The 22,133-nt window shown below is 41.8% G+C and carries 22 protein-coding genes and 1 pseudogene; 6 read left to right on the top strand and 17 right to left on the bottom strand.

Annotated elements, in window-relative coordinates; all coding sequences use genetic code 11:
• Positions 1-73: 73 nt before the first annotated feature.
• The 4 genes from V7L07_RS04700 to V7L07_RS04715 form a co-directional block, all read right to left on the bottom strand.
• Positions 74-310: a hypothetical protein gene (locus tag V7L07_RS04700; RefSeq protein ID WP_442936007.1), complete on the bottom strand. Its 237-nt coding sequence runs from the start codon at positions 308-310 to the stop codon at positions 74-76.
• A 454-nt stretch (positions 311-764) separates the two neighbouring features.
• A complete protein-coding gene (locus tag V7L07_RS04705) occupies positions 765-3,044 on the bottom strand; it encodes a hybrid sensor histidine kinase/response regulator (RefSeq protein WP_335055611.1) in 2,280 nt (759 codons plus the stop codon).
• Positions 3,045-3,049: 5 nt separating this feature from the next.
• Positions 3,050-3,499 carry a response regulator gene (locus tag V7L07_RS04710; RefSeq protein WP_335055543.1) on the bottom strand — a complete coding sequence of 150 codons (450 nt, stop codon included), beginning with the start codon at positions 3,497-3,499 and terminating at the stop codon, positions 3,050-3,052.
• On the bottom strand, positions 3,493-6,174 hold the full coding sequence (locus V7L07_RS04715) for a GAF domain-containing protein (protein ID WP_335055545.1): 2,682 nt from the start codon (positions 6,172-6,174) through the stop codon (positions 3,493-3,495). The genes V7L07_RS04710 and V7L07_RS04715 overlap by 7 nt, the downstream gene beginning before the upstream one ends.
• Before the next feature lie 107 nt (positions 6,175-6,281).
• Between V7L07_RS04715 and V7L07_RS04720 the strand changes: the two genes are divergently transcribed.
• Entirely contained in the window at positions 6,282-6,635 is a 354-nt protein-coding gene (locus V7L07_RS04720; RefSeq protein ID WP_179068595.1) for a hypothetical protein, read from the top strand.
• Between the two features lie 666 nt (positions 6,636-7,301).
• Here the strand turns inward: V7L07_RS04720 and V7L07_RS04725 are convergent.
• The 3 genes from V7L07_RS04725 to V7L07_RS04735 form a co-directional block, all read right to left on the bottom strand.
• Positions 7,302-7,538: a DUF4327 family protein gene (locus V7L07_RS04725; RefSeq protein ID WP_094347157.1), complete on the bottom strand. Its 237-nt coding sequence runs from the start codon at positions 7,536-7,538 to the stop codon at positions 7,302-7,304.
• 795 nt (positions 7,539-8,333) lie between these two features.
• The gene (rbfA, locus tag V7L07_RS04730; RefSeq protein ID WP_099099512.1) at positions 8,334-8,753 is read right to left on the bottom strand and encodes a 30S ribosome-binding factor RbfA; all 420 of its coding nucleotides are present in this window, start codon (positions 8,751-8,753) and stop codon (positions 8,334-8,336) included.
• A gap of 123 nt (positions 8,754-8,876) precedes the next feature.
• Positions 8,877-9,083 (bottom strand): DUF751 family protein, encoded by a 207-nt coding sequence (locus V7L07_RS04735; protein WP_179068593.1) that lies wholly within the window; start codon positions 9,081-9,083, stop codon positions 8,877-8,879.
• Positions 9,084-9,249: 166 nt separating this feature from the next.
• Here V7L07_RS04735 and V7L07_RS04740 point away from each other — a divergent pair, with 166 nt between their 5' ends.
• A complete protein-coding gene (locus V7L07_RS04740; protein WP_335055547.1) occupies positions 9,250-10,107 on the top strand; it encodes a DNA adenine methylase in 858 nt (285 codons plus the stop codon).
• Here V7L07_RS04740 and V7L07_RS04745 read toward each other — a convergent pair.
• The 5 genes and pseudogenes from V7L07_RS04745 to V7L07_RS04765 form a co-directional block, all read right to left on the bottom strand.
• A complete protein-coding gene (locus tag V7L07_RS04745) occupies positions 10,079-10,555 on the bottom strand; it encodes a PD-(D/E)XK nuclease superfamily protein (RefSeq protein ID WP_335055549.1) in 477 nt (158 codons plus the stop codon). The two genes, V7L07_RS04740 and V7L07_RS04745, sit on opposite strands and share 29 nt — an antisense overlap.
• A gap of 532 nt (positions 10,556-11,087) precedes the next feature.
• A pseudogene (locus tag V7L07_RS04750) lies at positions 11,088-11,165 on the bottom strand (addiction module protein); the annotation flags it as partial.
• Positions 11,166-11,176: 11 nt separating this feature from the next.
• Entirely contained in the window at positions 11,177-11,308 is a 132-nt protein-coding gene (locus V7L07_RS04755) for an addiction module protein (RefSeq protein ID WP_335055551.1), read from the bottom strand.
• 30 nt (positions 11,309-11,338) lie between these two features.
• A complete protein-coding gene (locus tag V7L07_RS04760) occupies positions 11,339-12,559 on the bottom strand; it encodes a HetZ-related protein (RefSeq protein ID WP_335055553.1) in 1,221 nt (406 codons plus the stop codon).
• Between the two features lie 514 nt (positions 12,560-13,073).
• Positions 13,074-13,733 (bottom strand): L-threonylcarbamoyladenylate synthase, encoded by a 660-nt coding sequence (locus tag V7L07_RS04765; RefSeq protein ID WP_335055555.1) that lies wholly within the window; start codon positions 13,731-13,733, stop codon positions 13,074-13,076.
• 117 nt (positions 13,734-13,850) lie between these two features.
• Between V7L07_RS04765 and larC the strand changes: the two genes are divergently transcribed.
• Positions 13,851-15,137, top strand: coding sequence for a nickel pincer cofactor biosynthesis protein LarC (gene larC / locus V7L07_RS04770; RefSeq protein ID WP_335055558.1), 1,287 nt, complete (start codon positions 13,851-13,853; stop codon positions 15,135-15,137).
• Between the two features lie 199 nt (positions 15,138-15,336).
• On the opposite strand, the gene V7L07_RS04775 is transcribed toward larC, so the two are convergent.
• The 3 genes from V7L07_RS04775 to V7L07_RS04785 form a co-directional block, all read right to left on the bottom strand.
• Complete coding sequence (locus tag V7L07_RS04775) at positions 15,337-15,879, bottom strand: DUF1877 family protein (RefSeq protein ID WP_335055560.1); 543 nt, start codon at positions 15,877-15,879, stop codon at positions 15,337-15,339.
• Between the two features lie 62 nt (positions 15,880-15,941).
• Complete coding sequence (locus tag V7L07_RS04780) at positions 15,942-17,495, bottom strand: NAD(P)H-hydrate dehydratase (RefSeq protein WP_335055562.1); 1,554 nt, start codon at positions 17,493-17,495, stop codon at positions 15,942-15,944.
• Between the two features lie 74 nt (positions 17,496-17,569).
• On the bottom strand, positions 17,570-18,514 hold the full coding sequence (locus tag V7L07_RS04785; RefSeq protein WP_335055564.1) for a hypothetical protein: 945 nt from the start codon (positions 18,512-18,514) through the stop codon (positions 17,570-17,572).
• Between the two features lie 574 nt (positions 18,515-19,088).
• Here V7L07_RS04785 and mnmA point away from each other — a divergent pair.
• Together mnmA and V7L07_RS04795 are read left to right on the top strand one after the other, a co-directional pair.
• Complete coding sequence (mnmA, locus tag V7L07_RS04790; protein WP_335055566.1) at positions 19,089-20,144, top strand: tRNA 2-thiouridine(34) synthase MnmA; 1,056 nt, start codon at positions 19,089-19,091, stop codon at positions 20,142-20,144.
• Positions 20,145-20,331: 187 nt separating this feature from the next.
• Positions 20,332-20,562: a hypothetical protein gene (locus tag V7L07_RS04795; RefSeq protein ID WP_335055568.1), complete on the top strand. Its 231-nt coding sequence runs from the start codon at positions 20,332-20,334 to the stop codon at positions 20,560-20,562.
• Positions 20,563-20,754: 192 nt separating this feature from the next.
• On the opposite strand, the gene V7L07_RS04800 is transcribed toward V7L07_RS04795, so the two are convergent.
• Both V7L07_RS04800 and V7L07_RS04805 read right to left on the bottom strand, forming a co-directional pair.
• Positions 20,755-21,024, bottom strand: a complete 270-nt coding sequence (locus V7L07_RS04800; protein WP_190936344.1) for a type II toxin-antitoxin system ParD family antitoxin — start codon at positions 21,022-21,024, stop codon at positions 20,755-20,757.
• Between the two features lie 201 nt (positions 21,025-21,225).
• The gene (locus V7L07_RS04805; RefSeq protein WP_292701680.1) at positions 21,226-21,423 is read right to left on the bottom strand and encodes a hypothetical protein; all 198 of its coding nucleotides are present in this window, start codon (positions 21,421-21,423) and stop codon (positions 21,226-21,228) included.
• Positions 21,424-21,554: 131 nt separating this feature from the next.
• On the opposite strand from V7L07_RS04805, the gene V7L07_RS04810 reads away from it, so the two are divergent.
• Positions 21,555-21,935 carry a hypothetical protein gene (locus V7L07_RS04810; protein ID WP_335055570.1) on the top strand — a complete coding sequence of 127 codons (381 nt, stop codon included), beginning with the start codon at positions 21,555-21,557 and terminating at the stop codon, positions 21,933-21,935.
• Positions 21,936-22,133: the final 198 nt, after the last annotated feature.

The raw sequence follows: 22,133 nt of genomic DNA on the forward strand, positions 1-22,133 counted from the left end.
CTTATTTTATCGTAGATCCTAGCTAGCTTATGATGATTGCATTTATGTCCTACAACCGAGTCATACAAAGGTTTTAATGGTTTTCGGAGATGTCTAATGGAAAATATTCAGGTTGATTTTTACCATTGATACTAATAATTGCCATACGTCCTTGATTTGGTTTTTTGTTGTCATGGACAATCAAAAAATCTAGTGAATTGCTTTGCTGCTCTATCAAAGCCATACCACTGATACCGAAAGGGATGCCACCGCGAACCGGACGCCAATCTTGTGCCGAAACTTTATGGGATATGAGTAGGAATGCAGCCAATATTACTATGTTTATGATTAACTTGAAAAATAGAGGCATATTGATTTAGTCAAGCTGTGAGTACCAGTAAGATAAGTGTATGAACCGATGCTCAATAATCTCAAATCTAGACAATTTCCAGTCACATTGTTAAGCGAATGGAATGAGACTGTTGGTCAATTCACGGTGGGTTTGACCCCTCACCCCTAAAACATTGGTTTGGCGTTGCATTCCCGCCCTGAAATAAATTTCGGGCTAATAGTTCAAGTCTGTTGAAACGGACTGAAATGAGACTAATGAGGAATGGTGTTAGACCCCCTTAATTCGCCAACAGTCTCATAGAATTCACGGCTACACTGGCATTGTCCACCTCCGCGGACTAAAGTCAAATTAAGGATTTGAAACCCAGGATCGGTAGCTTTTGTTTGGATAGACGCGGTTTCTAAGCGCCCTTTTCCTGCTGTAATTAATTGGCTCAAGACAGTACTTTCTGTAGAGAAAGCAATAATTCGTTGATTGTATAGGGCTTCGACAAAAATGTATTGATACCAATGGCTGCTGCTACACTGAGCTTATTGTCAGACATAAGTCCACTGCTGGCGATAATTTTGACTTGGGGGTTGATTTTTTGTAGGGTACGGATGGCAGTTAAACCATCTAGCGAGGGCAGCATAATATCCATGAGGACGGCACTAATTTTGTCTCTATTTTGAGCGTATAGTGCGATCGCTTCAATACCATCACTGGCAATTAAGATTTTGTAGTTGTGAGCTTCTAATGATGTTCTGGTAATCTCTTGAATGGCAATTTCATCATCCACAACCAAAATCAATTCTTCGTGTCCTATCTGTGGTGGCAAATCTTTCGGGCTGAGTGTTTCCATTCCCTCCACGGCTGGTAAGTAAACCTGAAAGCTAGTGCCAGTTCCCGGTTTGCTATACACGTTCACGAAACCGCCGTGACTTTTAATAATTCCAAGTACAGTGGAAAGTCCCAATCCTGTGCCTTTCCCCACATCTTTTGTGGTGAAGAATGGCTCAAAAATTCGATCTAATATTTCCCCAGGAATACCAATTCCTGTATCGGAGACAGAAATAACTGTGTAAAATCCCACCTTGGCTTCCAAGTTCATGCGGGCATAATTTTCATCAATCAACAGATTCTCGGCAGAGATACTCAAAGTACCGCCATTAATCATAGCATCGCGGGCGTTAACGCAGAGGTTCATCAGCACTTGATGCAGTTGGGTGCTATCTCCAGAAACCATCCACAAATCTTGTGGTATATCAGTACTAATTTTTATGGATTTTGGGAATGTCTCTTTCAGAATCTTGCCAAGTTCCACAATTATATGTCTGAGCTGCAAAGTCATCCGCTTCCCTTCCACACCCCGCGCAAAGGACAGCACTTGTTTGACTAAATCAGCGCCGCGTCTAGCGTTTATTTCCAAAATTTCCAGTAGATGGCGAGTCCGTTCATCGGCATCGGGAAATTTCAGCGGTAGCAGTTGCGCTCCTGCCAAAATCGGTGTCAGGATATTGTTAAGGTCGTGAGCAATGCCGCTAGCTAAAGTACCAATACTTTCCAAGCGTTGGGCACGAAATAATTGGGCTTCTAAGTGTTTTTTATCGGTAATATCTGTATCAACAGTGAGAATTGATTTAGGTTTTCCTTGTTCATCGCATACTAGAGTCCAGCGACTAGCAACGAGGATTTCTTTGTCAGTTTTGGTAAGTTTTGTTAATTCACCCTGCCATTTACCTTGACTAATAACTTGCAATAGAGCCGCTTCAATTTCTGGTGAAGGTTCGTCATACAAAAGCTCACTAGCATTTTTGCCCCAAACCTCTGTAGCTTGCCAGCCATAAAGTGTTTCTGCGCCTTTGTTCCAGAAGATAATTTGATTGTTTAAATCTCGCACGCAAATGGCATCTGTGGTGACATCTAGTAATGCTGCTTGTTCGCGGATTTTTTCTTCTGCCAATTTGCGATCGCGTAGCGCAGCCTGTCGTTCGCTAATATCTATACTGGCGCATGTCACCCCGACAATTTCTTGGGTTTCATTCCGCAATGGCTCGACAGTTAAATCGTAATATCGAGTTGTCTCTTGAATGGTAATTGATACTTCCTCTCGCGTTCCTATGCCTGTAGTCAGCACCTCACGTTTAATGGTGATGAGATGTTGAGCATCTTCTACTGGAATGATATCTAAGTCTTGTTTGCCCAATATTTTCTCAACTGTCAATCCAGATGGAGGATTGTAAACCCAGGTGTACCGTAAATCTCTATCCTGGTTGTAGACAAAGATTGGAGAGTTTTTGAGAGCCACCCGAAATCGTTCCTCACTCTGCCGCAGTGCGTTATCTGCCTGTTGACGTTCGATAGCATAACGCATAGACCGCACCAGCAAGTCGCCAGTTACTTGCCCTTTGACTAAATAATCCTGCGCTCCTTGCTGCATTGCTCTTGTTGCCAGGGTTTCATCATTTATACCCGTCAGTACAATGATTGGAGTTGCTTTTGCTTGATTGTGAGCGATGACAAAGGTTTGCAATCCCTGGCTATCTGGCAGCGAGAGGTCTAACAAAATCACATCAAAAATTTCGTTTGTTAGGTAGTTGACTGCTTCATAAAGCCGCTCAACGGGCATCAACTCAACTACAACTGTGGTAACTTCCTTGAATAACTCTTTTAACAATAAGACATCACTAGGGTTGTCTTCTACTAACAAAACTTTTATATTTTCACCTGCCATTTCCACTACTCCGGTGGCAGTTTTACGATCGCAAACCAAAAATTTTCTATTGATTGGACAATTTTAACGAATTGGTCGAAATCTACAGGCTTAGTTATATAACAGTTGACAAAAAGGTTATAGGCTTTGAGAATATCTTCTTCAGCTTGAGAAGTTGTCAAAACTACTACAGGAATTCGTTTAAGGTTTTCATCTCCTTTAATTTCTGCTAATACTTCCCGTCCATCTTTTCTTGGCAGGTTTAAATCGAGCAGGATAATATCTGGATGGATTACCTTAGCATATTTTTCTTGTTTTCGCAAGAAAGCCATTGCCTCAACACCATCTTCGACCACATTCAAGTGAATCGAGATTTTGCTATTTTCTAGGGCGATGCGTGTAAGTTGGACATCGCCAGGATTATCCTCTACTAACAAAACCTCAATAGGCATAATCGCTGTTATGGTGCTTACCATTGCTTACCTGCTCTATCTGGAATTGTGAAGTAGAAAGTCGAGCCTTGACCCGGTTTCGACTCAACCCAGATTCGGCCGCTGTGGCGTTCTATAATTTTCTTACAAATTGCCAGACCAATTCCAGTACCAGGATACTTGTCTCTACCGTGCAAACGCTGAAAAATTATAAAAATACGCTCATTATATTGGGATTCCAAACCAATTCCATTATCACGCACCCAGAATAAATATTCGTTTTGAGTGGGGATTGAGGATTGGGGACTGGGGATTGGGGGGGATGAAGAGGCAAGAGAGGGGGGTGCGGGGTGCAAGGGGGATGAAGAAAAATCTCCTCTTTCTCCTTTCTTCCCAATTTCCTCTTCTCCCTGCTCCCTGCTCCCTGCCCTCTGCCCCCCTGCTCCCTTATCCCCCAGTCCCCAGTCCCCAGTCCCCAATCCAATATGAATTCGTGGCTGTTGACGATCGCAAAATTTAATCGCGTTGGCAATCAGGTTTTGAAATACTTGTGTCAATTGGGTAGCATCAGCCATCACTTCAGGTAGGGTATCATAGGTGACAACTGCTCTACTATGTGCGATCGCAACTTGAAGATTAACAAGCACCTGCTTCAAGACTACATTACAATCAACTGGCATAAAGGGTTGTCCACGAGTGCTGACGCGGGAATAGTTCAACAAATCATTGATCAAGGTCTGCATCCGCCGCGCCCCATCTACTGCGTAGCTAATAAACTGGTCGGCATTGGTATCTAGTTGATTTTTGTATCTTCGCTCTAGTAGTTGTAAATAACTAGTTACCATCCGCAACGGCTCTTGCAAGTCATGAGAAGCGATATATGCAAACTGTTCCAATTCAGCATTAGAACGAGCAAGTTCCTGACTTTGCTGGGTTTCTTTTTCTAATAGTTGCGCTTGAGATAAAGCAATGCCAATTTGGTTTCCTAGTTGCTGTAACAACTCCGTCTCAAAGTTATTCCACTGTCGAGGTGCGGCACACTGATGAGCTAGTAACAAGCCCCAAATGCCATCTCTGATCAGAATCGGCACTACCAGATTCGCTCTGACAGCAAACTGCTGAAGAAATTTTCGATGGCATGGTTGGATATGAGTGGCTTCAATGTCTTCAATAGCACTGACTCTTCCCTGACGATATCTTTCTAGATATTGTTCTTTAAAGCAGGGATCAAAAATATTTTCTCCCAAAATTACCGGCCAACCAGGCAGCACGGCTTCTTGTACCACTGTTCCTGAATCGTCAGTCTCCAGTTGAAAAATTAACACACGGTCAGCTTGTAGTAATTTTTGTACCTCTGTCACCGATGTTTGAAGAATTTCATCTATTTGTAAAGATTCTCGAATTTTCAGGGTGATTTCAGCGAATAATTGCGATCGCATATTTTGCCGTTTTAATTCTTCATCTGCCTGCTTGCGATCTGTGATATCAGTATAAGAACCCACCATCCGCACCACATCACCCAATGCGTCCCAAAGTGCCTGTCCTCGATCTAGAATCCATTTATAGCTGCCGTCTTGGCACTGGACTCGATATTCACAGACGTAAAACGGTGTTTTGTTGGCAAAGTGGTCTTGGAAGGCTTGAAGTACCGAATCTCGCTCATCGAGATGGATTCGTTTTATCCATTCATCCCAACAGTTGGAAACTTCGTGGTCTTTATAGCCGAGCATTTCCTTCCATTGAGTTGAGAAGAACACTTCATTAGTCTTGAGATTCCAATCCCAAATACCATCATTATTGCCATGTAATGCTAATTGCCAACGTTCTTCATTTTCCCGTAGTGCTTCCGCTGTTCGCCGTCGTTCAGTAACGTCTTGAAAATAAATAGACAAGCCCTCTTTTGCAGGATAAGCGTGGACTTGAAGCCAGCATTGCTGTGGCAGATAGAACTCCTCAAATTCGACACTCACCTGCTCTAAAATTGCCTTTTGATACTCGCAATAGAATGTTGTGCCAATAATTTCTGGAAACATTTCCCAGATATTTTTACCCAAAAGCTCATTCTGGGTTTTTTGCAATAACCGTTCTGCTTGACCATTAATGTAGGTGAATCGCCACTGTTTATCCAAGGCAAAAAAACCATCAGTGATGCTTTCAAGCAAATTAGTAATGCGGGTTCTGGCAGCTTGCTCGTGCGCCATTAGTTTCTCGGTAATTTGAGATACCTCAACTACATGACGCCTGAGTTCTAATTGGTCTATTACCAGACGACTTAGAGCTACAAGCGCCTCTATTTGTTTTTGGCTTATTTGTCGAGGAACTTGGTCAATCACGCATAGGGTTCCTAGCATATCTCCCATTGGAGTAATTAAAGGTACACCTGCATAAAACCGTATATAAGGATAGCCAGTTACTACTGGATTACTTGCCAATTTTTCATCAGCTAGGGTATCAGGAACCACTACAACATTACGTTGCTCTTGACAAAGATCAGATAACCCAAAACTCCGGGGCATTTCTGATACATCTAAACCTACTTTTGCCTTAAACCATTGACGGTTTTCATCAATGAAATTTACCAAGGATATAGGAGTACTGCAAATAAATGCCGCTAACTGAGCAAGATTGTCGTATGCTTCTTCAGGTTCAGTGTCAAGAATTTGATACTGGCGGAGAGCTTCTAACCTCACCGTTTCTGTATCAAGATGTCTAGCTTTCATTAACTTTTTTTAATAAATCTAGAAAATACGGAGAACTATGAAAATGGGATTTAGACCCCTTCTTCCGGTAATATTAGTACTTATCAAGAAGTTTTAATAAAAAAGATATGTCTTCAACTCCTCTAACATTGAACTTAATTGAAGGTTCAGTCTCCTTTAGTTTTTCACCCCAAGCAGCACGAGAATTAAAGACAGCAACAGATCAACTAATGGAGCGCTTGAAAGCTGTCGCCGCCAAACCCACTCCTGGCGGTGGTAGAGTCACTCCCCAGCCTCCCTTAGAGTATCGTTACACAGGTGAAGTATTTTTAGAAGTTTTTTGTAATCCTAATATCTGGCCAACGCCTTTCGCAGCCAAAGTTTTGCTAACTGTCCGCAACATTAACATCCGCTTGACTACTGAAGCTGAACTTACTCGCATCATCGAAGACATTAATCAATATTTAGAGCAAGTAGGATAATAGTCAAGTAAAGGAAGCAGAAGGCACGATACCCTTACAGGGAAGCAAGCTACGCTTTTAGTGTCTCGTATAAAGCATCGGCAGAAGGCATGAGGGGGAGCCACCTATGAGAAATGGGACTTGAACCTTCCCCCAAAAATGTCAAGGTGATTTTTTTATGCTTGCCGAGATTTTTTCAGAAAAATACTATACAAACAAATTTTGAATTTCGCGAAAATTGAGCCAGTTGCTTGCGGAGGTTCCCTGTTTTGTCGCAACTGGTGACGGTTCGCCTAACATTAGCAAACTTTTCAAGGCTGATTTTGGCTTTTAACAGCAAGCAGACTATCGCTTCCCTCAAGTAAGGGATGCAATAAACTGCGAGTCAAAATTGGAGTTCCTACACTTCTATCGGAGCAATGTAGGAACTTCGCAGAATCTACATACTAAATTCAAGCAAAGACACCAGATGTACACAACAAATGGTTCTGATGCCTTCTTTAACTTGAAAAACTGTATAAATTAAAACTCCAATGCTTCTGTATTAATCAAAAACTCAAGATTCTGTATAGGGCAATGCTCATCAAAAACCAGAGATTATCCCCCAGATTGGGCATCGAATCGTTAATGGTGACATCCACACATCGAAAATAAGCTCCCAATCCGAAATCCGAAATCAAAAATTGATTAGTCGTTGTCCCATTGTTCACGACCAATTAGGTCGCCAATGCGATCGCGCAACAAAAAGTCACATTTCTCTAATTCACATTCAACGCAAACCCACTCTCTAGCTGGAATGTATTGGCAGAGGCTATATATTGGCTGCTGCCGGCTAACCATTCCCTTTTGCACCAGTCGGCGTGCTTCGTCTTGAATCACATCTAGAGAGTAGTAATTGATAGAAGGCACCGTATTCACACTCATGTTTTTTACTCACAAATTAACACTTACGATAGTGTTCCCGTTAATAATTAGGAACAAACATTACAGAAATTAGACTTGTGGCTAGGATTTTGTAGTTTGCTATACGGAACTATTTTTATTTTGACGCTACATCTCCTGAAATTATCTCAAGAAATGTTAAGAAAGTCAACGAATCCTGACATTTCCCTCAAATCCGCTTTACAAAAAAAATTCCGAGTAGTTAACTTAACCTGCTTATGTAGCTGTATGACTTTGATGCCACAAGTCTGAAAATCTTGCCATTACTGTATTTAGGCAAGTTTGGTGGGTGGAAAGAGTTTATATCGCGATTCACTTACATATCAAATAGTCACCTTAAAGCTTGATCTATAACTGCGGGTATTCATCTAAGGGTAAACAACACAATAATATTTGTCAGTTACTAGGGTATAAATTGTTGCAAAACATAACGCCTAAAGTATACTACGAAGGCTTTTACCCTAGCATCAGTTAAGAATTTCTTAAGTAAAACCGTAATTATTTTAGGTTAATTTCAGCACTCACATTAAACAGTTTTCCTTAAATAAACATCTGCAAGAGGCTAGAGTCAGGCAATTCCAAATCAAACAATATCTAATCGCTGTGGGAGTGGGAGAAGGGAGAATACTAGAGTAGAGACGAAAGCCAAGACAAGTACTGAATCCCCGAATTAACTTATGGTTACATTAAAACAGACGCGATCTCGTCACGTCTGTAAAGTGTTTGGCGGATTTGCTGAGGTTAATTGTTCTGAAGTTACATTGTTGTTTTAGTTACTTATTCGGAGAATTCCTCATCATTTTGAACAGTGCTGTCTTCTACTGCTACGAGATTTTCTGGCGGGCGATCGTGATTAAGTTGATTTAGCAGTGCCAATACTTTATTACCGCGTTCTATAGAGCGATCTTCGAGAAATATCACTTCTGGTGTCCGACGTAGCCGTACCCGCGCCCCAAGTTCGCTGCGGACATAACCTGTGGCCGACTTTAAGCCTGCCATTGTTTCTACCTTAGCTTCATCTGTACCATAGATGCTGACGTAGATTTTGGCGTGTTGGAGATCGCCAGAAACATCAACATCAGTAACACTAACCATTCCAGTACCCACACGGTCATCCTTAATGCCGTTGAGTAGCATTTGGCTAACTTCCCGTTTGATCAGTTCAGCAACGCGGGAAACCCGACGATTTGTAGCCATAAAAATTTCGCCTCATCACAGAGGTTATACGACAAAAATAGATGCAGGTTGGGTAGACAGTACTTAGCGCGAGCAACGCCAAGAGCAACCGTCTGTGGGGCATAGCCCCGATATAACGTTAGTCTAGATTGCACTCAAGCCCAGCATTGCCCGTAGAGTGAAAGTCAGGAAGACTAGACTGCTCACCAATAAACCCAAGATAGCGATCGAGGTGACAGGACGTTTCAATAGTGGCACTAATGGCGCAAAGGTGTTTAAAAACAGTCCTAAGACGATAGAAATTAAGTACCGGGGGTAGCGAAAGACGTTATCCCAAAATCCGTCAAACATCTGAATGTAAACTGCCTTGTTATATACTTACGTTTGTTTTGATATGCTTTATCTACTCAATTGTAATATATGTGGCTAGAAATTTAGCCAGTTAATCTAAAATTTGGCTCTTCGGTTATATTGGCTTTATTTAGTTGTGATTATTTTTAGTTAAAGTCAGAAGTAAATGGTAATTCAAGTCTCGAAGGAAACTAGCCCGCGTCCATTTTTGAAGTGGGCAGGGGGTAAAAGTAGGTTGATACAGCAATATATTCCTTATTTTCCCAAGAATTATAAAAATTACTATGAGCCATTTTTAGGTGGTGGAGCAGTTTTTTTCTATCTCCAACCAAGTGCAGCAATTTTAACTGATATTAATGCCGAATTAATTAACACTTATTGTTGTGTTAGAGATCATGTTGAGGAATTAATTTCTCTGTTGAAGGAGCATAAAAAACGACATAATAAAGATTATTATTATAGTGTTAGAAATAACTCTGGCGGTACTGATATAGAAAAGGCTGCTCGTCTAATTTATCTTAATAAGACTTGTTTTAATGGTCTTTATCGAGTTAATTCACAGGGTAAATTCAATGTGCCTTTAGGTAGATATGAAAATCCTAATATTTGTCATGAAAATTTGTTGAGAGTAGCTTCCGAAGCACTTTATTATACAGAAATTAAACAAGCAGATTTTACAGAAGTCTTAAACTATGCTACTAGCAGTGATGACTTTGTATTTTTTGATCCGCCCTACCATCCTATCAGTGACACTAGCTATTTCACTGCTTATAGTCAAAATTGTTTTAGTAAAAAAGACCAAGAGATTTTAAGAGATACTTGTGCAGAGTTAGCAAGTCGTGGTGTCAAAGTTATGGTATGTAATTCTGATAGCGAATTTATTAAAAAAATTTATACTGATATCAATTTTGAAACCTATAGAATTAAAGCAGCGCGTTCAATTAACTCAAATACAAAAAATAGAGGCATGATTGACGAACTACTAATTACATCTTTTAAAGATTTTTATTTGCCCAAGCAATGAATCTGTCTAAACTATAAACTGCTAATAAATTCTGGTTATCATTAACTCTTGCCTTCAGCCATTTGCTTGCGCCCTCTCGCATACCTTCACCGCCTAAAATTACAATAGTTGGTGCAGGGTAATAGTTCTCGATGTTCATATTCAAGTAAGGAAACTTTTCATCAACGGAACCGGGGCTTTCTTGCCATTTGCACTCTAAAATTAAACCAGATGGCATTGCAGATGAGCCGACAACATAAAAATCAACCTTCAGATAGGTATGATAAATTCCAGTTCCAATATAAACTTCCTTGCCATAACGTTTTGGCAATAAAGTAGCATTTAGTATAAATTCTTTTTGGACATAGTTCCCTACTTGGAAATAATTATGCCCATGCAAGATTGCTTCTACATTTGCTTCTAAAATATTCCCAGACTTATTTGCCCGTCCGCCTTGAGTCAGAGCCATCTTCAATCCCTCTGCCAAAAGTCCTGCTTATTATAGGATTTCACAGAAGTAGTAAAAAAAGGTCAGTTACTTAATATGAATTTTTGATTTTGACTAAACAAGGTTGGATTCATAGGTAAAAAATCCGATTTTATTGGTATTTTTGTACTAAACAAATACAAATGTATTAATAATTTGGGTAAGGAACGAGTTACTAATTCAGGTAATAGTTAAAATAATGGATTTATCTTTAGTCTCAAAGACCAACTTATTGCAAGCGACTACGCCATTTTTCTGGGTCTTGGGAACAGTGGAAAACAGCGTAGATAATAATCTCCTGTTCATTAAACTCGAAAAAGACGAGGTAGGGAAAACGCCTAATTGTAGCGCGGCGATAGGTTTCATGAACAATCTGGTATGTGCTGGGGTGACGCTAAATTAAATTCAAGTATTGATTACAGCGTAGGAACTCAGCGCTTAACCCTAATTCGTGCCCCTCGTACCAGTAGCTTTTATAATGTCTAGTTCTGCGGCTGTAAGGATAGTTAAGTTTCTAGCCATGTCGTTGAGAGATTCTGGCTTTTACATCTTCCCAACTACTGCCGATGGCTGGATTTTTCAGATATTCGGCTTTGCGACGAGCTAGCTCTTGTTTCTGCCATCTAACACTGGGAGCGCTGCTGGTGTAGCGGCAATCTCATCCCATAAATCTTCTACCAGTTGGAGTTTTTCCGCTCTCGAAAGACTAGAGAGTTCGGGAAATACTGGGTTCATGGTCTTCTCTATATTTTATTCACCTCTATTTTAGCCTGTCTGGGCTTCAGTATGACCGTTGCGGATAGACCATGCTAGTTCTAAGAGTTGAGTCCAGCGCTTTTGTAGCTGTTTGGGGGTGCATTTGATGGCTTTGGCGATCGCTTGGTCGTTTTGCCTTGCAGTTTTTAACTGTAATATTTGCTGTTGCTGTTCTGTGAGTTGATTCACAAAGATTTCCCACTGCTGGGAAGATAAACCCAATTTTTGCTCTAAACCTGCGCCTAACCATTGATGTACTAATTGCCAGTGGTGTTGTTTGGCAAACTTTTCGACGTGGTATTTAAAGCGTTGTTGGAGATAATCGCGCTGACGGCTGGTTAAACCGAGAATTTGGTCAATTTCTGGGGCTGAGAGGTCTTGAAGTTTCAAGCTGAGGTAGTTCATACAATCAGATTGACCTTGAGACTCCAGGTATTTCATCAATTCACTGATGACGCGATCGCGTTCTGATTCTTCTGATGGATCGAAATTAGTTTGAGCAATCATTTGCGATCGCAGCTGTTGCACCGCCGAGTTACGCTGATAAGATTCTGCTTCTTCACCCTTAGCAGATTCTACCGCCAGTTCAATATCCACAGTCGTTTCTTGAGGCTGACGACGAGCAAAACCTTGGGCGCGCAAGATAATCAATTGCTGATTTGCACCACCAGGTAAATTGATCCGGCGTTTGGCGTACTGTTCTGTAAAAGCCATGTATTCAGCTAATTGCAGCTGAGTACGCGGCGTGTGATTTTCTGGTAGTTCGTTTTCTCTGCGGAAAGCTTTGATCGCTTCGATATAAAATGCTTGTAAAAAATCTTCAATCAGGCTGTAACGAGCCTCAAAACCCAATTCAGAGCCGGACATAGTTACATGACGGTAAACCATAGCACCCAAATTGCTATGTAATTCCACCCGCCCTTGTTTGGAACCTAGTTGGTAGTAACGTAAGCACTTTTGCATCCGATGCCTTCCCAACGTCATCTGCCAGGACTTGATTTCCCCAGATGTTTGAATACGGGAGCTTTTATCGCAAATGCGTTCTACTTCTACGGCTATGCGCTTTGCTAAAGCTTCTACGCACTTGGGTGTTGCTTTCACTTGCGCTTGCATTTCCTCACACAGCAATTCAATTAAGGTATCACTGCTGCTATCTGAAAATTCTTCAGTCGAAACGTGGTTCTCAAAAATGGGTGTAGAGTTTGGTAGATTGACGACGTTAGATTTCATGACTTTTCCAGGTAGTAGTATTGCACCGTAATTACAACGCAGACACAGCAATCAAGACCGTCCTTGACTGGAGAATCTTTGGGGATTCATCCATCAAGACTTGCCGTATATTATGCTCACATCTAAAGCTCATATATCAAAACTATAGGAAATACGAAAGAGTTACAGTTATGGCAATGTGTCGGTTTTGATCACAAGCCACTATATTGACGCAGGCACACGAGTCCCTACCATTTTCTTAAAGTTGTCAAATGCCTTACTGTGTCAAGTCTTGCCACCATCCTCTTATATCCACTACCTCACTGAACAGCCCATCCTAGACATCGCTTTTAAATATGACAATTTTAAAACTGGAGTCGTTTTGATCACAATTTCCGAAACGGAGAGGTGTGCTTGTGAAGTGGGGGCTGGCGACTAGGGACTGGGAAGATGAGTATGTGGATTCATACCCCAACCAAATCTTAAAAGAATTTTTTCCCCACTACCCAATACCCAATCCCTAGTCTCAGAATTCTTATACCCATGCTGCTGCTGCTTCCCAACCTAAACCCCTCCGTATAATCACTGCTTCGTCTCCGGTCATATCCAAGATGGTAGACACTTGATATGTAGGTTCCTCGCCAGTATCAATAATTATGTCTACCAACTTGTCCAAACGATCAAATAGCTCTACCCTTGACTGAACAATTTCTGGATCTATCCGAACTATGCCATTATCTGCTTCATCTACTGGCAGATGTGCTGAAGTTGAAATAATCGGATTACCCAAGGCTGCCAGCAACTCCAAACACACGGTATGGTTTGGGACTCTAATTCCAGTAGTTTTCCGCTTGGGGCTTTGCACCAATCGCGGTACTAACTTCGTAGCTGGGAGCAAAAACGTGTATGGCCCTGGAATCAGGCGTTTCATAGTTCGATAGGCTGTGTCACTTACGAAGGCATAAGTTGCCACATTTGAAAGCGAGGGACATAAAAATGTCAATGGTTTATCGTTTGCTAGCTGTTTAATTTGCCGCACTCGTTCTACCGCCGACTTGGCATTCAAATCGCAACCGATCGCATAAACTGTATCAGTAGAGTAAAGCATAACTGCGCCACTAGAGAGCGCCGACTTTATTTCCTCTATTCGGCGAGTTTGAGGATTATCCGGATGAACTGGGAAAATTTTTGCCATAGGACGGGGATTGGGGATTGGGGGATAAGGGAGCAGGGGAGGCAGGGGAGGCAGGGGGAGAAATAAACAATGCCCAATGACTAATGACCAATGACTAATGACTAATAACTAATAACTATGAATAAAATTGCTTATCTTCAATGTCCGACAGGAATTTCTGGTGATATGTGCCTGGGTGCTTTGGTCAGTTTGGGTGTTCCTGTGGAGTATTTAATTGAAAAACTTAATGGGTTGGGTATTGAACAGGAATATCAGTTAAGGGCAGAATTTGTCCAACGGAATGGTCAACAGGCGACGAAAGTCCATGTGGATTTAGTACACGATCGCCATCACCACCATCACCACGAACACGAACACAGTCACCACCACACACGCCACTTGCCAGAAATAGAGCAAATGATTCTCAAAGCAGGGTTGCCATCAAGGGCAGAAGCTTGGAGTTTGGCGGTATTCCGACAGCTAGCGGTTGCAGAAGGGGCGGTGCATGGCATTTCACCTGAAAAAGTTCATTTTCATGAGGTTGGTGCTATAGATGCGATCGTGGATATTGTGGGTACTTGCCTGGGGTTGGATTGGTTGGGGATTGAGAGCAATCAGGAAGGATTGCCCCTACTTTACTGCTCGGCGTTTCCGACTGGTGGCGGCACTGTTCGGGCTGCACATGGTCAGATGGCAGTACCAGTCCCAGCGGTATTAAAGCTCTGGGAAATGCGGGGTTGTCCAGTTTATAGTAATGGCATTGACAGAGAATTAGTAACACCAACAGGAGCCGCGATCGCTACTACTTTGGCAAGAGATTTTGGTTCACCACCTGCGATCGCTATCAAGCAGATAGGGCTGGGAGCAGGAACCATAAATTTACCCATTCCCAATATTTTACGCCTCTGGTTGGGTGAAAGTGCAAGTTTACAGTCAAATTTCAGTGATTCTGAAGATACTAGCTCAAATTTGGAAACCATCTCGGTATTAGAAACCCAAATTGATGATTTGAATCCACAAGCGATCGGCTATACGTTTGAGGCGTTGTTTGCGGCTGGTGCGCTGGATGTTTTTACCCAAGCGATCGGTATGAAAAAGTCCCGTCCGGGGATTTTGCTAACTGTGATTTGTCATCCAGAAAATTTACTCAGTTGTGAAGCCGTTATCTTCCGCGAAACTACAACTTTAGGCATTCGGCGAACAACTCAGCAACGCGCCATTTTACAACGGGAAATTCAACAAGTGGAAACGAAATATGGCAAAGTGCGTGTCAAAGTATCATGGAAAGGGCAATCACCAGAAAAAGTTATTGCAAATGTCCAGCCAGAATATGAAGATTGTGCAGACTTAGCCCGAAAGCATAATATTCCCTGGCGGGAAATTCAGCGATTGGCGCTACAGCGTTGGTATTTAGTCAATACCTAAATCTCCTCGTTCTACTCGTTCCCAGTCTCAGACTGGGAATGCCATCCAAAAGGCTCCGCCTTTCCTCACACATCAATCAACTCTACCTGTAATAACCCCGCCTAACTGGATGTTCTGAATTCCTGGTTTCGAGGAGAAACTGAAGATAGCTAAGATTCTCTGAGAAAATAAACAGATTTCTAGAGAAAATTAAACGAAACTACGCTGTGATATAAGCAAGGATATAGTTTTTTCTACTCGCAGCTGTTTGAAAAAAATTCACTATTTTTGAGTAGCAACTTTTAATTGAGATGACAACCTCACTCTGATTTTCTGTCCACCAAATATCTGGGGGTACTTGATGTTCTATCATTGATGCTGTATTGTATCGGGCAATTAGCACCTCTGGCGAGATTTTAACAAGAAGCTCTGAGATTTCTTGAACTTCATTTGGCTCAAGATAGCGTATTGGCCCAAAATCAAACCAAATATCACCAGTATCTAAAGGGACTCCACCAAAGATCAATTTTTTGAGTGGATTGCTTTTATTGGCTCCTGGCCCAACAAGTAAAAAGTCAATTGCTCCCCACCATATATCAATACATAAGTGATCTCCATACGGTGATTCTGTTAAATCACTGTAGATTAAATTCTTCTGAATTATACGGCTTTCTTTAATTTTCTTGAATTCGGTGAAATTCATCTGCCGATAGTAAGCTAACATCACTGCGTTTTTACCCTTATTGACAGAAATCATCCACATCACAAAATAAGTTTTTTTGTCCCATATCTTTATTGAATAAAAAGGAAATATTCACAAAATCGCTAAATTAGAACCTTCATCAAATACTGTGTCAAAGTAAACGCATCTACACCTAATTCGGTACGTTCTTGGGCGGCTATTATACCTGCTTGGGAATGCCACCAAGCGGCAGTTGCGACAATATCTTCTAGAGGAATCTGTTTAGTTCCTGCTTGCGCTAACAGTCCGCCCAGTAGCCCAGTTAACACGTCGCCGCTACCACCACGCGCCAAGGCGGGTGTGCTTTCAGGAACAATCCAAACGTCACCTTGAGGGTTGGCGATCGCAGTTCTCGCCCCTTTTAACAACACTATCGCCCCACTTTGGGCGGCTGCTTCTTGTACGGCTTTCACCCTGTCATGTTTGGCATCGGTGACATCAGGAAACAATCGTTCAAATTCGCCGGTGTGGGGTGTGAGTACGGTTACTGCAAGGCGTTTTTTTAATGTGGCGATCGCTCCCATTTGTGCCAAGATATTTAAACCATCGGCATCGAGAATTAGAGGGCGATCGCTCTTAATTACCTCTTGCACAATGGGCGTAGCATCTCGTGTTAAACCGGGGCCACAAGCGATCGCATTGAAGGAACTTAAATCGGTTTTTTCTGGTAATTGGAGGTGGGCGATCGCTCCGGTTTCCGTCTCTGGACAACCGACAATTAGCGCCTCTGGCAAGTGTGACACCAAAAGAGGTTTTAGGGATTCGGGTACGGCAATGGAAAGCATACCGACACCACTCGCCCGCGCCCCCAAACCAGTTAAAATTGCTCCACCTGCATAGCGCCGCGAACCGCAAATCAGCAGTAAATGTCCTTCCTTGTATTTGTGAGTAACTGCTGGACGCGGTAAAGGTAAAGTAGCAAGTGCTGTTACCGGTGTAATACGTTTAATTCTGGGTGCATCTTGTAAAACAGCTTCTACATCAGCTAAAGGAATATCAAAATCGATTAACTCAGCTTTACCGAGATATTCCAACGCCTGATCTTGGAAAAAAGCTAGTTTCCATAAACCTAAGCAAAATGTGTGAGTGGCGCGAATGGCAGTTCCTAATACAACGCCTGTATCGGTGTGTAAACCTGAAGGTAAATCGATACTATAAATTGGTACAGATAATTGATTTAGCTGATTAATTGCAGAAGCGATGGGATCAGTCAGGTTTCTTTCTAAACCAAGCCCAAACAAGCCATCAATCAACAAATCAGAATTTGGCAGTTGCTCAATTGTTTGATAAATCGGAATGCCTAAACTGTGAGCATATTGCAAGTGCAGCAAAGTTAATTCTTTGAGCTTAGAAAAAGGTGAATAAATCCAAACCTCACACCCACGAAAGTGTAATTCACGGGCTACTACTAAAGCATCGCCACCATTATGACCGGGGCCGACCAGAATTCCTACACGAGATCCCCTTAAAAAGAGGCTGTTTGAAAGAATCTCTGGAATGCGACGGGCAATTAATCCCGCCACCTTTTCCATCAAAGCAACTACAGGCATTCCTGCTGCAAAGATCCGCTTTTCAACATCGTGCATCTGCCCAGCAGTCACTACGACTTGCGAAATTTGTTCTTGCCTATCTTTCATGAGTGCTGAGTGCTGAGTTATGAGTGCTGAGTTATGAGTTTAATTTTACTCCCCAATCCCCAATCCCCTCTTTCTTACTTCCCATAGTAAACTCTGGCATTAGCGTATCCGATATTTCGCAGATACTTATTCCATTCTTCGGCTTGGTATCGATCGGGGAAAGGCCCTACTGCTACGTGTGGCCCTCGTGGTTGCGTCCTTTCGAGGACTCCGCCAGATCGGCCTAAACCTTGACTAAATTGGGCTATATTCTGCCTAATTTGTGCTGCGATCGCAGGTAACTGTTCTGGAGTGGTGGGAATGGCAACATAATATCTAGAGGTTGGCCGATTAGCAGCATTTATATTACTTGGATCTCTTAACAAGCCTCTATTGCCAGCATCTATTTCCTGTCCGTTAGTAAAGCTAATAATCCGAGCGTTATATATGCCTCGTGACTGTAGTTCATTTACCCGTTGTTGGGCGTTAGATACTCTGTTAAAAACTCCTGACTGAATTACACTCCGTCCTTGGTAATTGCGAATGTAAGCACTGGGTTCAATCTGACGTATTGCTTGTAGTGTCTGAAAATCACTACCATCAACGTAAACTAAGTAGCGCTCAAAATTCTGGCCATATTGACTAAACTGTGCAGGTTGAGAGGGCTGAAAGTTCGGCTGTAATTGGTTGTTCTGTAATGGTTGAGGTGGCTGAAAATTCTGCTCTAATTGATTGTTCTGTAATGGTTGAGAGGGCTGAAAGTTCAGTTCAGATTGATTGTCCTGTACTAGTTCCGTCGGTTGTAACTGCGGTGATGGCTGTTGATCAGAGGGAATTGGAGGTGGCGGTAAAGTTTCACGAGTTTGTTGAGCTAATAGCACATTGTTGTGGATTTGTGCTTGTGCTGGGGTAGAGTTAGGAATCAGCACTAACCAGCCTCCCACTAACAAGGAGAGAAGTCTAACCGTGGGCTTCCAACCCTCAGAACTTCGACGCAGCATTTGAAACGGGATAAATTGACTGGGTATTTCTCTCGACATAATAGTTTAAAAAGTAGTCAAACAATTTTGGATTTTAGATTTTGGATTTTAGATTTTAGATTTTAGATTGACTGCACCCACAAGGGATGCAGCTTGATAGCGCAGCGTTAGCGAGTCCGCGAACGTCGGATTTTGGATTGACGATAGCATAGCGTTAGCGACGCATGAGGTCTTTGAGATTTATTCCGCTCACAAGGGGGAGCCACTGCGGTGGATGGGAAACCCTGCATAAAGCAAGTGGCATCAGGGCTTGTACCAAAAACAATCCAAAATCCAAAATCCAAAATCTAAAATTCGGTGGGTCAAAGTATTTTTAGGCAATTTTCATCAGGAACTAATTAGTTCACCGTTGTAGCAACTATATAGCGTTAACGTAAAATTAGTCATCTGCGTGGCAAAAAATACATCTGTAACTAATTTTAGATAAAGGTGATGACGGAGTGAATAGCGATATTTACGAAGGGCTACGCCTACACTAATTCAATTGCTTTAAAACTGAAGTGCTTTAGTAGCAAGGCTTTGAATAGTTTGTGCTACAATTGGACAACCACGCAGCTATCGTGTCGTGCTTTGTATGAAAAAAGTCGTCGTTGGTCTTTCTGGTGGCGTTGACAGTTCCACCGCCGCAGCTATCCTGCACCATCAGGGCTATGAAGTGATTGGTTTGACTCTTTGGCTAATGAAAGGCAAAGGTCAATGTTGCTCTGAAGGTATGATCGACGCGGCTGATCTCTGTGAACAACTGGGCGTTCCCCATCAGGTTGTAGATATTCGGGATCTGTTTCAGACGCATATTGTCGATTATCTGGTGACTGGTTACAGTGCTGGGATTACGCCATTGCCTTGCTCCCAGTGCAATAAAACGGTGAAGTTTGGGCCAATGGTGCAATATGCTCGTGAAGAATTGGGATGCGATCGCATTGCCACTGGTCATTATGCCCGAATTAGCCATGACGAAGCAACTGGACGTTACCAGTTATTAAGGGCTATTGACCGCAACAAAGACCAGTCATATTTTCTCTATGATTTGTCTCAAGATTTACTTGCAGCAACCATATTTCCTCTGGGCGAACTAGAAAAAACTGATACGCGCCGCATTGCAACTGAATACGGATTGAAAACTGCTGATAAGCCAGAAAGTCAAGACTTATGCTTAGTGGAAAGTAACGGTTCCATGCGGGCATTTTTGGATAAATATTTAGCTCCCAAAACAGGCGATATTGTCGATACTACAGGCAAAATTTTGGGACAGCATGATGGTGTCCATCACTACACCATTGGCCAGCGCAAAGGCTTGGGGATTGCTGCTGCCGAACCGTTGTATGTGATTGAATTAGATGCGGAAAATAATAAAGTAGTAGTAGGCGATCGCACTAAGGTAACTCAGCCAGAATGCACTGTAAATCGGGTAAATTGGGTTTCCATTGCCCAACCATCCACCCCAATTCATGTCGAAGTGCAAATTCGCTATCGTTCAACGCCTACACCAGTGACGGTGATTCCGTTGGAAAACTCCCGTGTGCGTTTGGTGTTTGATGAACCCCAAATTAGCATCACCCCCGGACAAGCGGCGGTGTGGTACGACGGCGAGAAAGTGTTAGGTGGCGGAATTATTGAACAATTTGGTTAATAATAATTCTTACCCTGTTTTGGCATAAACTAAAACCACCCTGTCGTGACAAACGAGGAAGGGTGGTTTTAGTTTTCAATGGATATATGTCGAAAGAACCTATCTCTGATCAGTTTTTGATACAGCTAAGGCAATGAATATCTGATTGTCAAACCTGACCGATATGGTACTGAAAAGATAGTTACTTATGGAGTCAATGATGACTAAAGCAATTTTAAATCAGCAAGAATTAGTTAAGAGAAATATTAGTCAGTTATTAGTACAATTGACTAATATTTCTCAAAATACACGTGGCGAACGACAAGAAATTTCTATTCAGTTTCCACCAGAAGATGAAGAGTTTTCACTTTTAGAAGAACTTGAGCTTTTAACAGTAAATCTCAGAGGTTATGCAAGTCAAATTCAAAGCACAGGTTAAATTGTCAATCAAACCGAGGCAATTGAGCAATTACAAGCTATGCGAGTTTTCAATATACCTCAGATTGCGAGTTTTTATTTTGGCAGTAATGGCAATTATGAGCAGATAAAGAGTTATATTAGAACGTTAGATTACTTGCGGTTACTACTGTTGGAATATTTGCAGTTTCAGAGTCACTAAAATTATTATTTATTAACCTTGGTTTGACCCTTTATGCTTGGTGATTCTTTCCCGCACAGCTTGGCGTATATCTTCCCAATCGTCAGGAGTCATCTCAGTTGCATTCCCAGAATTTAAACCTTCTAAAAGCATCGTTTCCAAACGTTCAGCCGCTTGACGCTTTTGGTCTTGGCGCACTAACTCACGGAAATATTCACTGACACTGCTGTAACCACCAGTCGCCACTTTCTCTTCTATATAAGTCCGCATCGCGTCAGGGAGAGATATATTTATACTTTTCACTGGCACAACTTCTCTAATTTTTCCTTCATAATATTATCTTATGGCAGTTTATGCCATTTATTGCCATATTAGGCTCAATTAGCAAAAGTTAATTCTGAAAAGCGATACCTACGGCGGGCTACGACTACCTACTCTCTATCAAAAATTACTTCTACACTTGTTGTCGTTACTCTCGCACTGATTTATTTATAGGAACATATACTAACTAACTGATTGATCCAGCTTATCTAACGCTTCGCTCAGAGCTTGACGACAAAACTCTGGATAATTGTCAATAGCTTTAATTTTTTCAGCCATTGACTTAGTAACTCGAATAGCAATCCGTTCTGTTAAAGGCTCATCTCTATCAGTTTTAAATCCATATTTTTTAATGTCTGGGTTGCCTTCAGGGTTAGGCATTTTTTAAGTATTGTGAATGTAAAGTACGATCAATTGGGCAACACATTGTATGCTTAAATTTGGCGAGTATTTCCCCTAGAGAAGTTAATACCCGCCAATGTCCACTTTTAGCAAATAGACAATTCTATTTTATGTTCACAAGGTCAGAACTCGAAATCAAAACTACTCTTGAATTACATGATTTGTGTCATAGGTACGGGATTAAGCCTACAGGAAACCCAGGTTACAAGACGAGCTTCATCGTATCTCTAATGGCATTTCCCCAACTAGCGCTACAGCAGATGAGACAAGGAAGGGGATTGAAGACTCCTGACTTTAACACTATCCAGATCATAAGTACTGCAATTGATGAAATGGGTTCACCTACTGATCAACAGTCAGCACTCATCAAAATTACTCTTGAGGGAAGGAGAATGAACTATCCAGACAGATACGATCAAGAGAAACTGCTAGCTTTGCACATGGCTAAGATGAAACTGGAGCAAGTGATAGGACTGTTAGAAATGCAATAACTCTTCACTAACTCTCTAGACTCTCTTCATTCACTTGAGGGGAGTTTTTTGTTAGGGTATACCCTCAATCTCTTGGAGCGCTGATACCAATTTCAGAACCCAGAACCCAGTTACTAGACCCCTATATCCCTAAACTCTTTTTCTCTACGTACCAGCATTTGATAAGTTAGTACATAATCTGAAACAATAACAGTTAAT

The organism is Nostoc sp., from assembly GCF_036916985.1.
GTDB lineage: Bacteria > Cyanobacteriota > Cyanobacteriia > Cyanobacteriales > Nostocaceae > Nostoc.

Coding starts and splice junctions, on each gene's coding strand:
- V7L07_RS04705 (WP_335055611.1), bottom strand. CDS start 3,044: ATGGCAGGTGAAAATATAAAAGTTTTGTTAGTAGAAGACAACCCTAGT.
- V7L07_RS04710 (WP_335055543.1), bottom strand. CDS start 3,499: ATGGTAAGCACCATAACAGCGATTATGCCTATTGAGGTTTTGTTAGTA.
- V7L07_RS04715 (WP_335055545.1), bottom strand. CDS start 6,174: ATGAAAGCTAGACATCTTGATACAGAAACGGTGAGGTTAGAAGCTCTC.
- V7L07_RS04720 (WP_179068595.1), top strand. CDS start 6,282: ATGTCTTCAACTCCTCTAACATTGAACTTAATTGAAGGTTCAGTCTCC.
- V7L07_RS04725 (WP_094347157.1), bottom strand. CDS start 7,538: ATGAGTGTGAATACGGTGCCTTCTATCAATTACTACTCTCTAGATGTG.
- rbfA (WP_099099512.1), bottom strand. CDS start 8,753: ATGGCTACAAATCGTCGGGTTTCCCGCGTTGCTGAACTGATCAAACGG.
- V7L07_RS04735 (WP_179068593.1), bottom strand. CDS start 9,083: ATGTTTGACGGATTTTGGGATAACGTCTTTCGCTACCCCCGGTACTTA.
- V7L07_RS04740 (WP_335055547.1), top strand. CDS start 9,250: ATGGTAATTCAAGTCTCGAAGGAAACTAGCCCGCGTCCATTTTTGAAG.
- V7L07_RS04745 (WP_335055549.1), bottom strand. CDS start 10,555: ATGGCTCTGACTCAAGGCGGACGGGCAAATAAGTCTGGGAATATTTTA.
- V7L07_RS04755 (WP_335055551.1), bottom strand. CDS start 11,308: ATGAACCCAGTATTTCCCGAACTCTCTAGTCTTTCGAGAGCGGAAAAA.
- V7L07_RS04760 (WP_335055553.1), bottom strand. CDS start 12,559: ATGAAATCTAACGTCGTCAATCTACCAAACTCTACACCCATTTTTGAG.
- V7L07_RS04765 (WP_335055555.1), bottom strand. CDS start 13,733: ATGGCAAAAATTTTCCCAGTTCATCCGGATAATCCTCAAACTCGCCGA.
- larC (WP_335055558.1), top strand. CDS start 13,851: ATGAATAAAATTGCTTATCTTCAATGTCCGACAGGAATTTCTGGTGAT.
- V7L07_RS04775 (WP_335055560.1), bottom strand. CDS start 15,879: ATGTGGATGATTTCTGTCAATAAGGGTAAAAACGCAGTGATGTTAGCT.
- V7L07_RS04780 (WP_335055562.1), bottom strand. CDS start 17,495: ATGAAAGATAGGCAAGAACAAATTTCGCAAGTCGTAGTGACTGCTGGG.
- V7L07_RS04785 (WP_335055564.1), bottom strand. CDS start 18,514: ATGTCGAGAGAAATACCCAGTCAATTTATCCCGTTTCAAATGCTGCGT.
- mnmA (WP_335055566.1), top strand. CDS start 19,089: ATGAAAAAAGTCGTCGTTGGTCTTTCTGGTGGCGTTGACAGTTCCACC.
- V7L07_RS04795 (WP_335055568.1), top strand. CDS start 20,332: ATGGAGTCAATGATGACTAAAGCAATTTTAAATCAGCAAGAATTAGTT.
- V7L07_RS04805 (WP_292701680.1), bottom strand. CDS start 21,423: ATGCCTAACCCTGAAGGCAACCCAGACATTAAAAAATATGGATTTAAA.
- V7L07_RS04810 (WP_335055570.1), top strand. CDS start 21,555: ATGTTCACAAGGTCAGAACTCGAAATCAAAACTACTCTTGAATTACAT.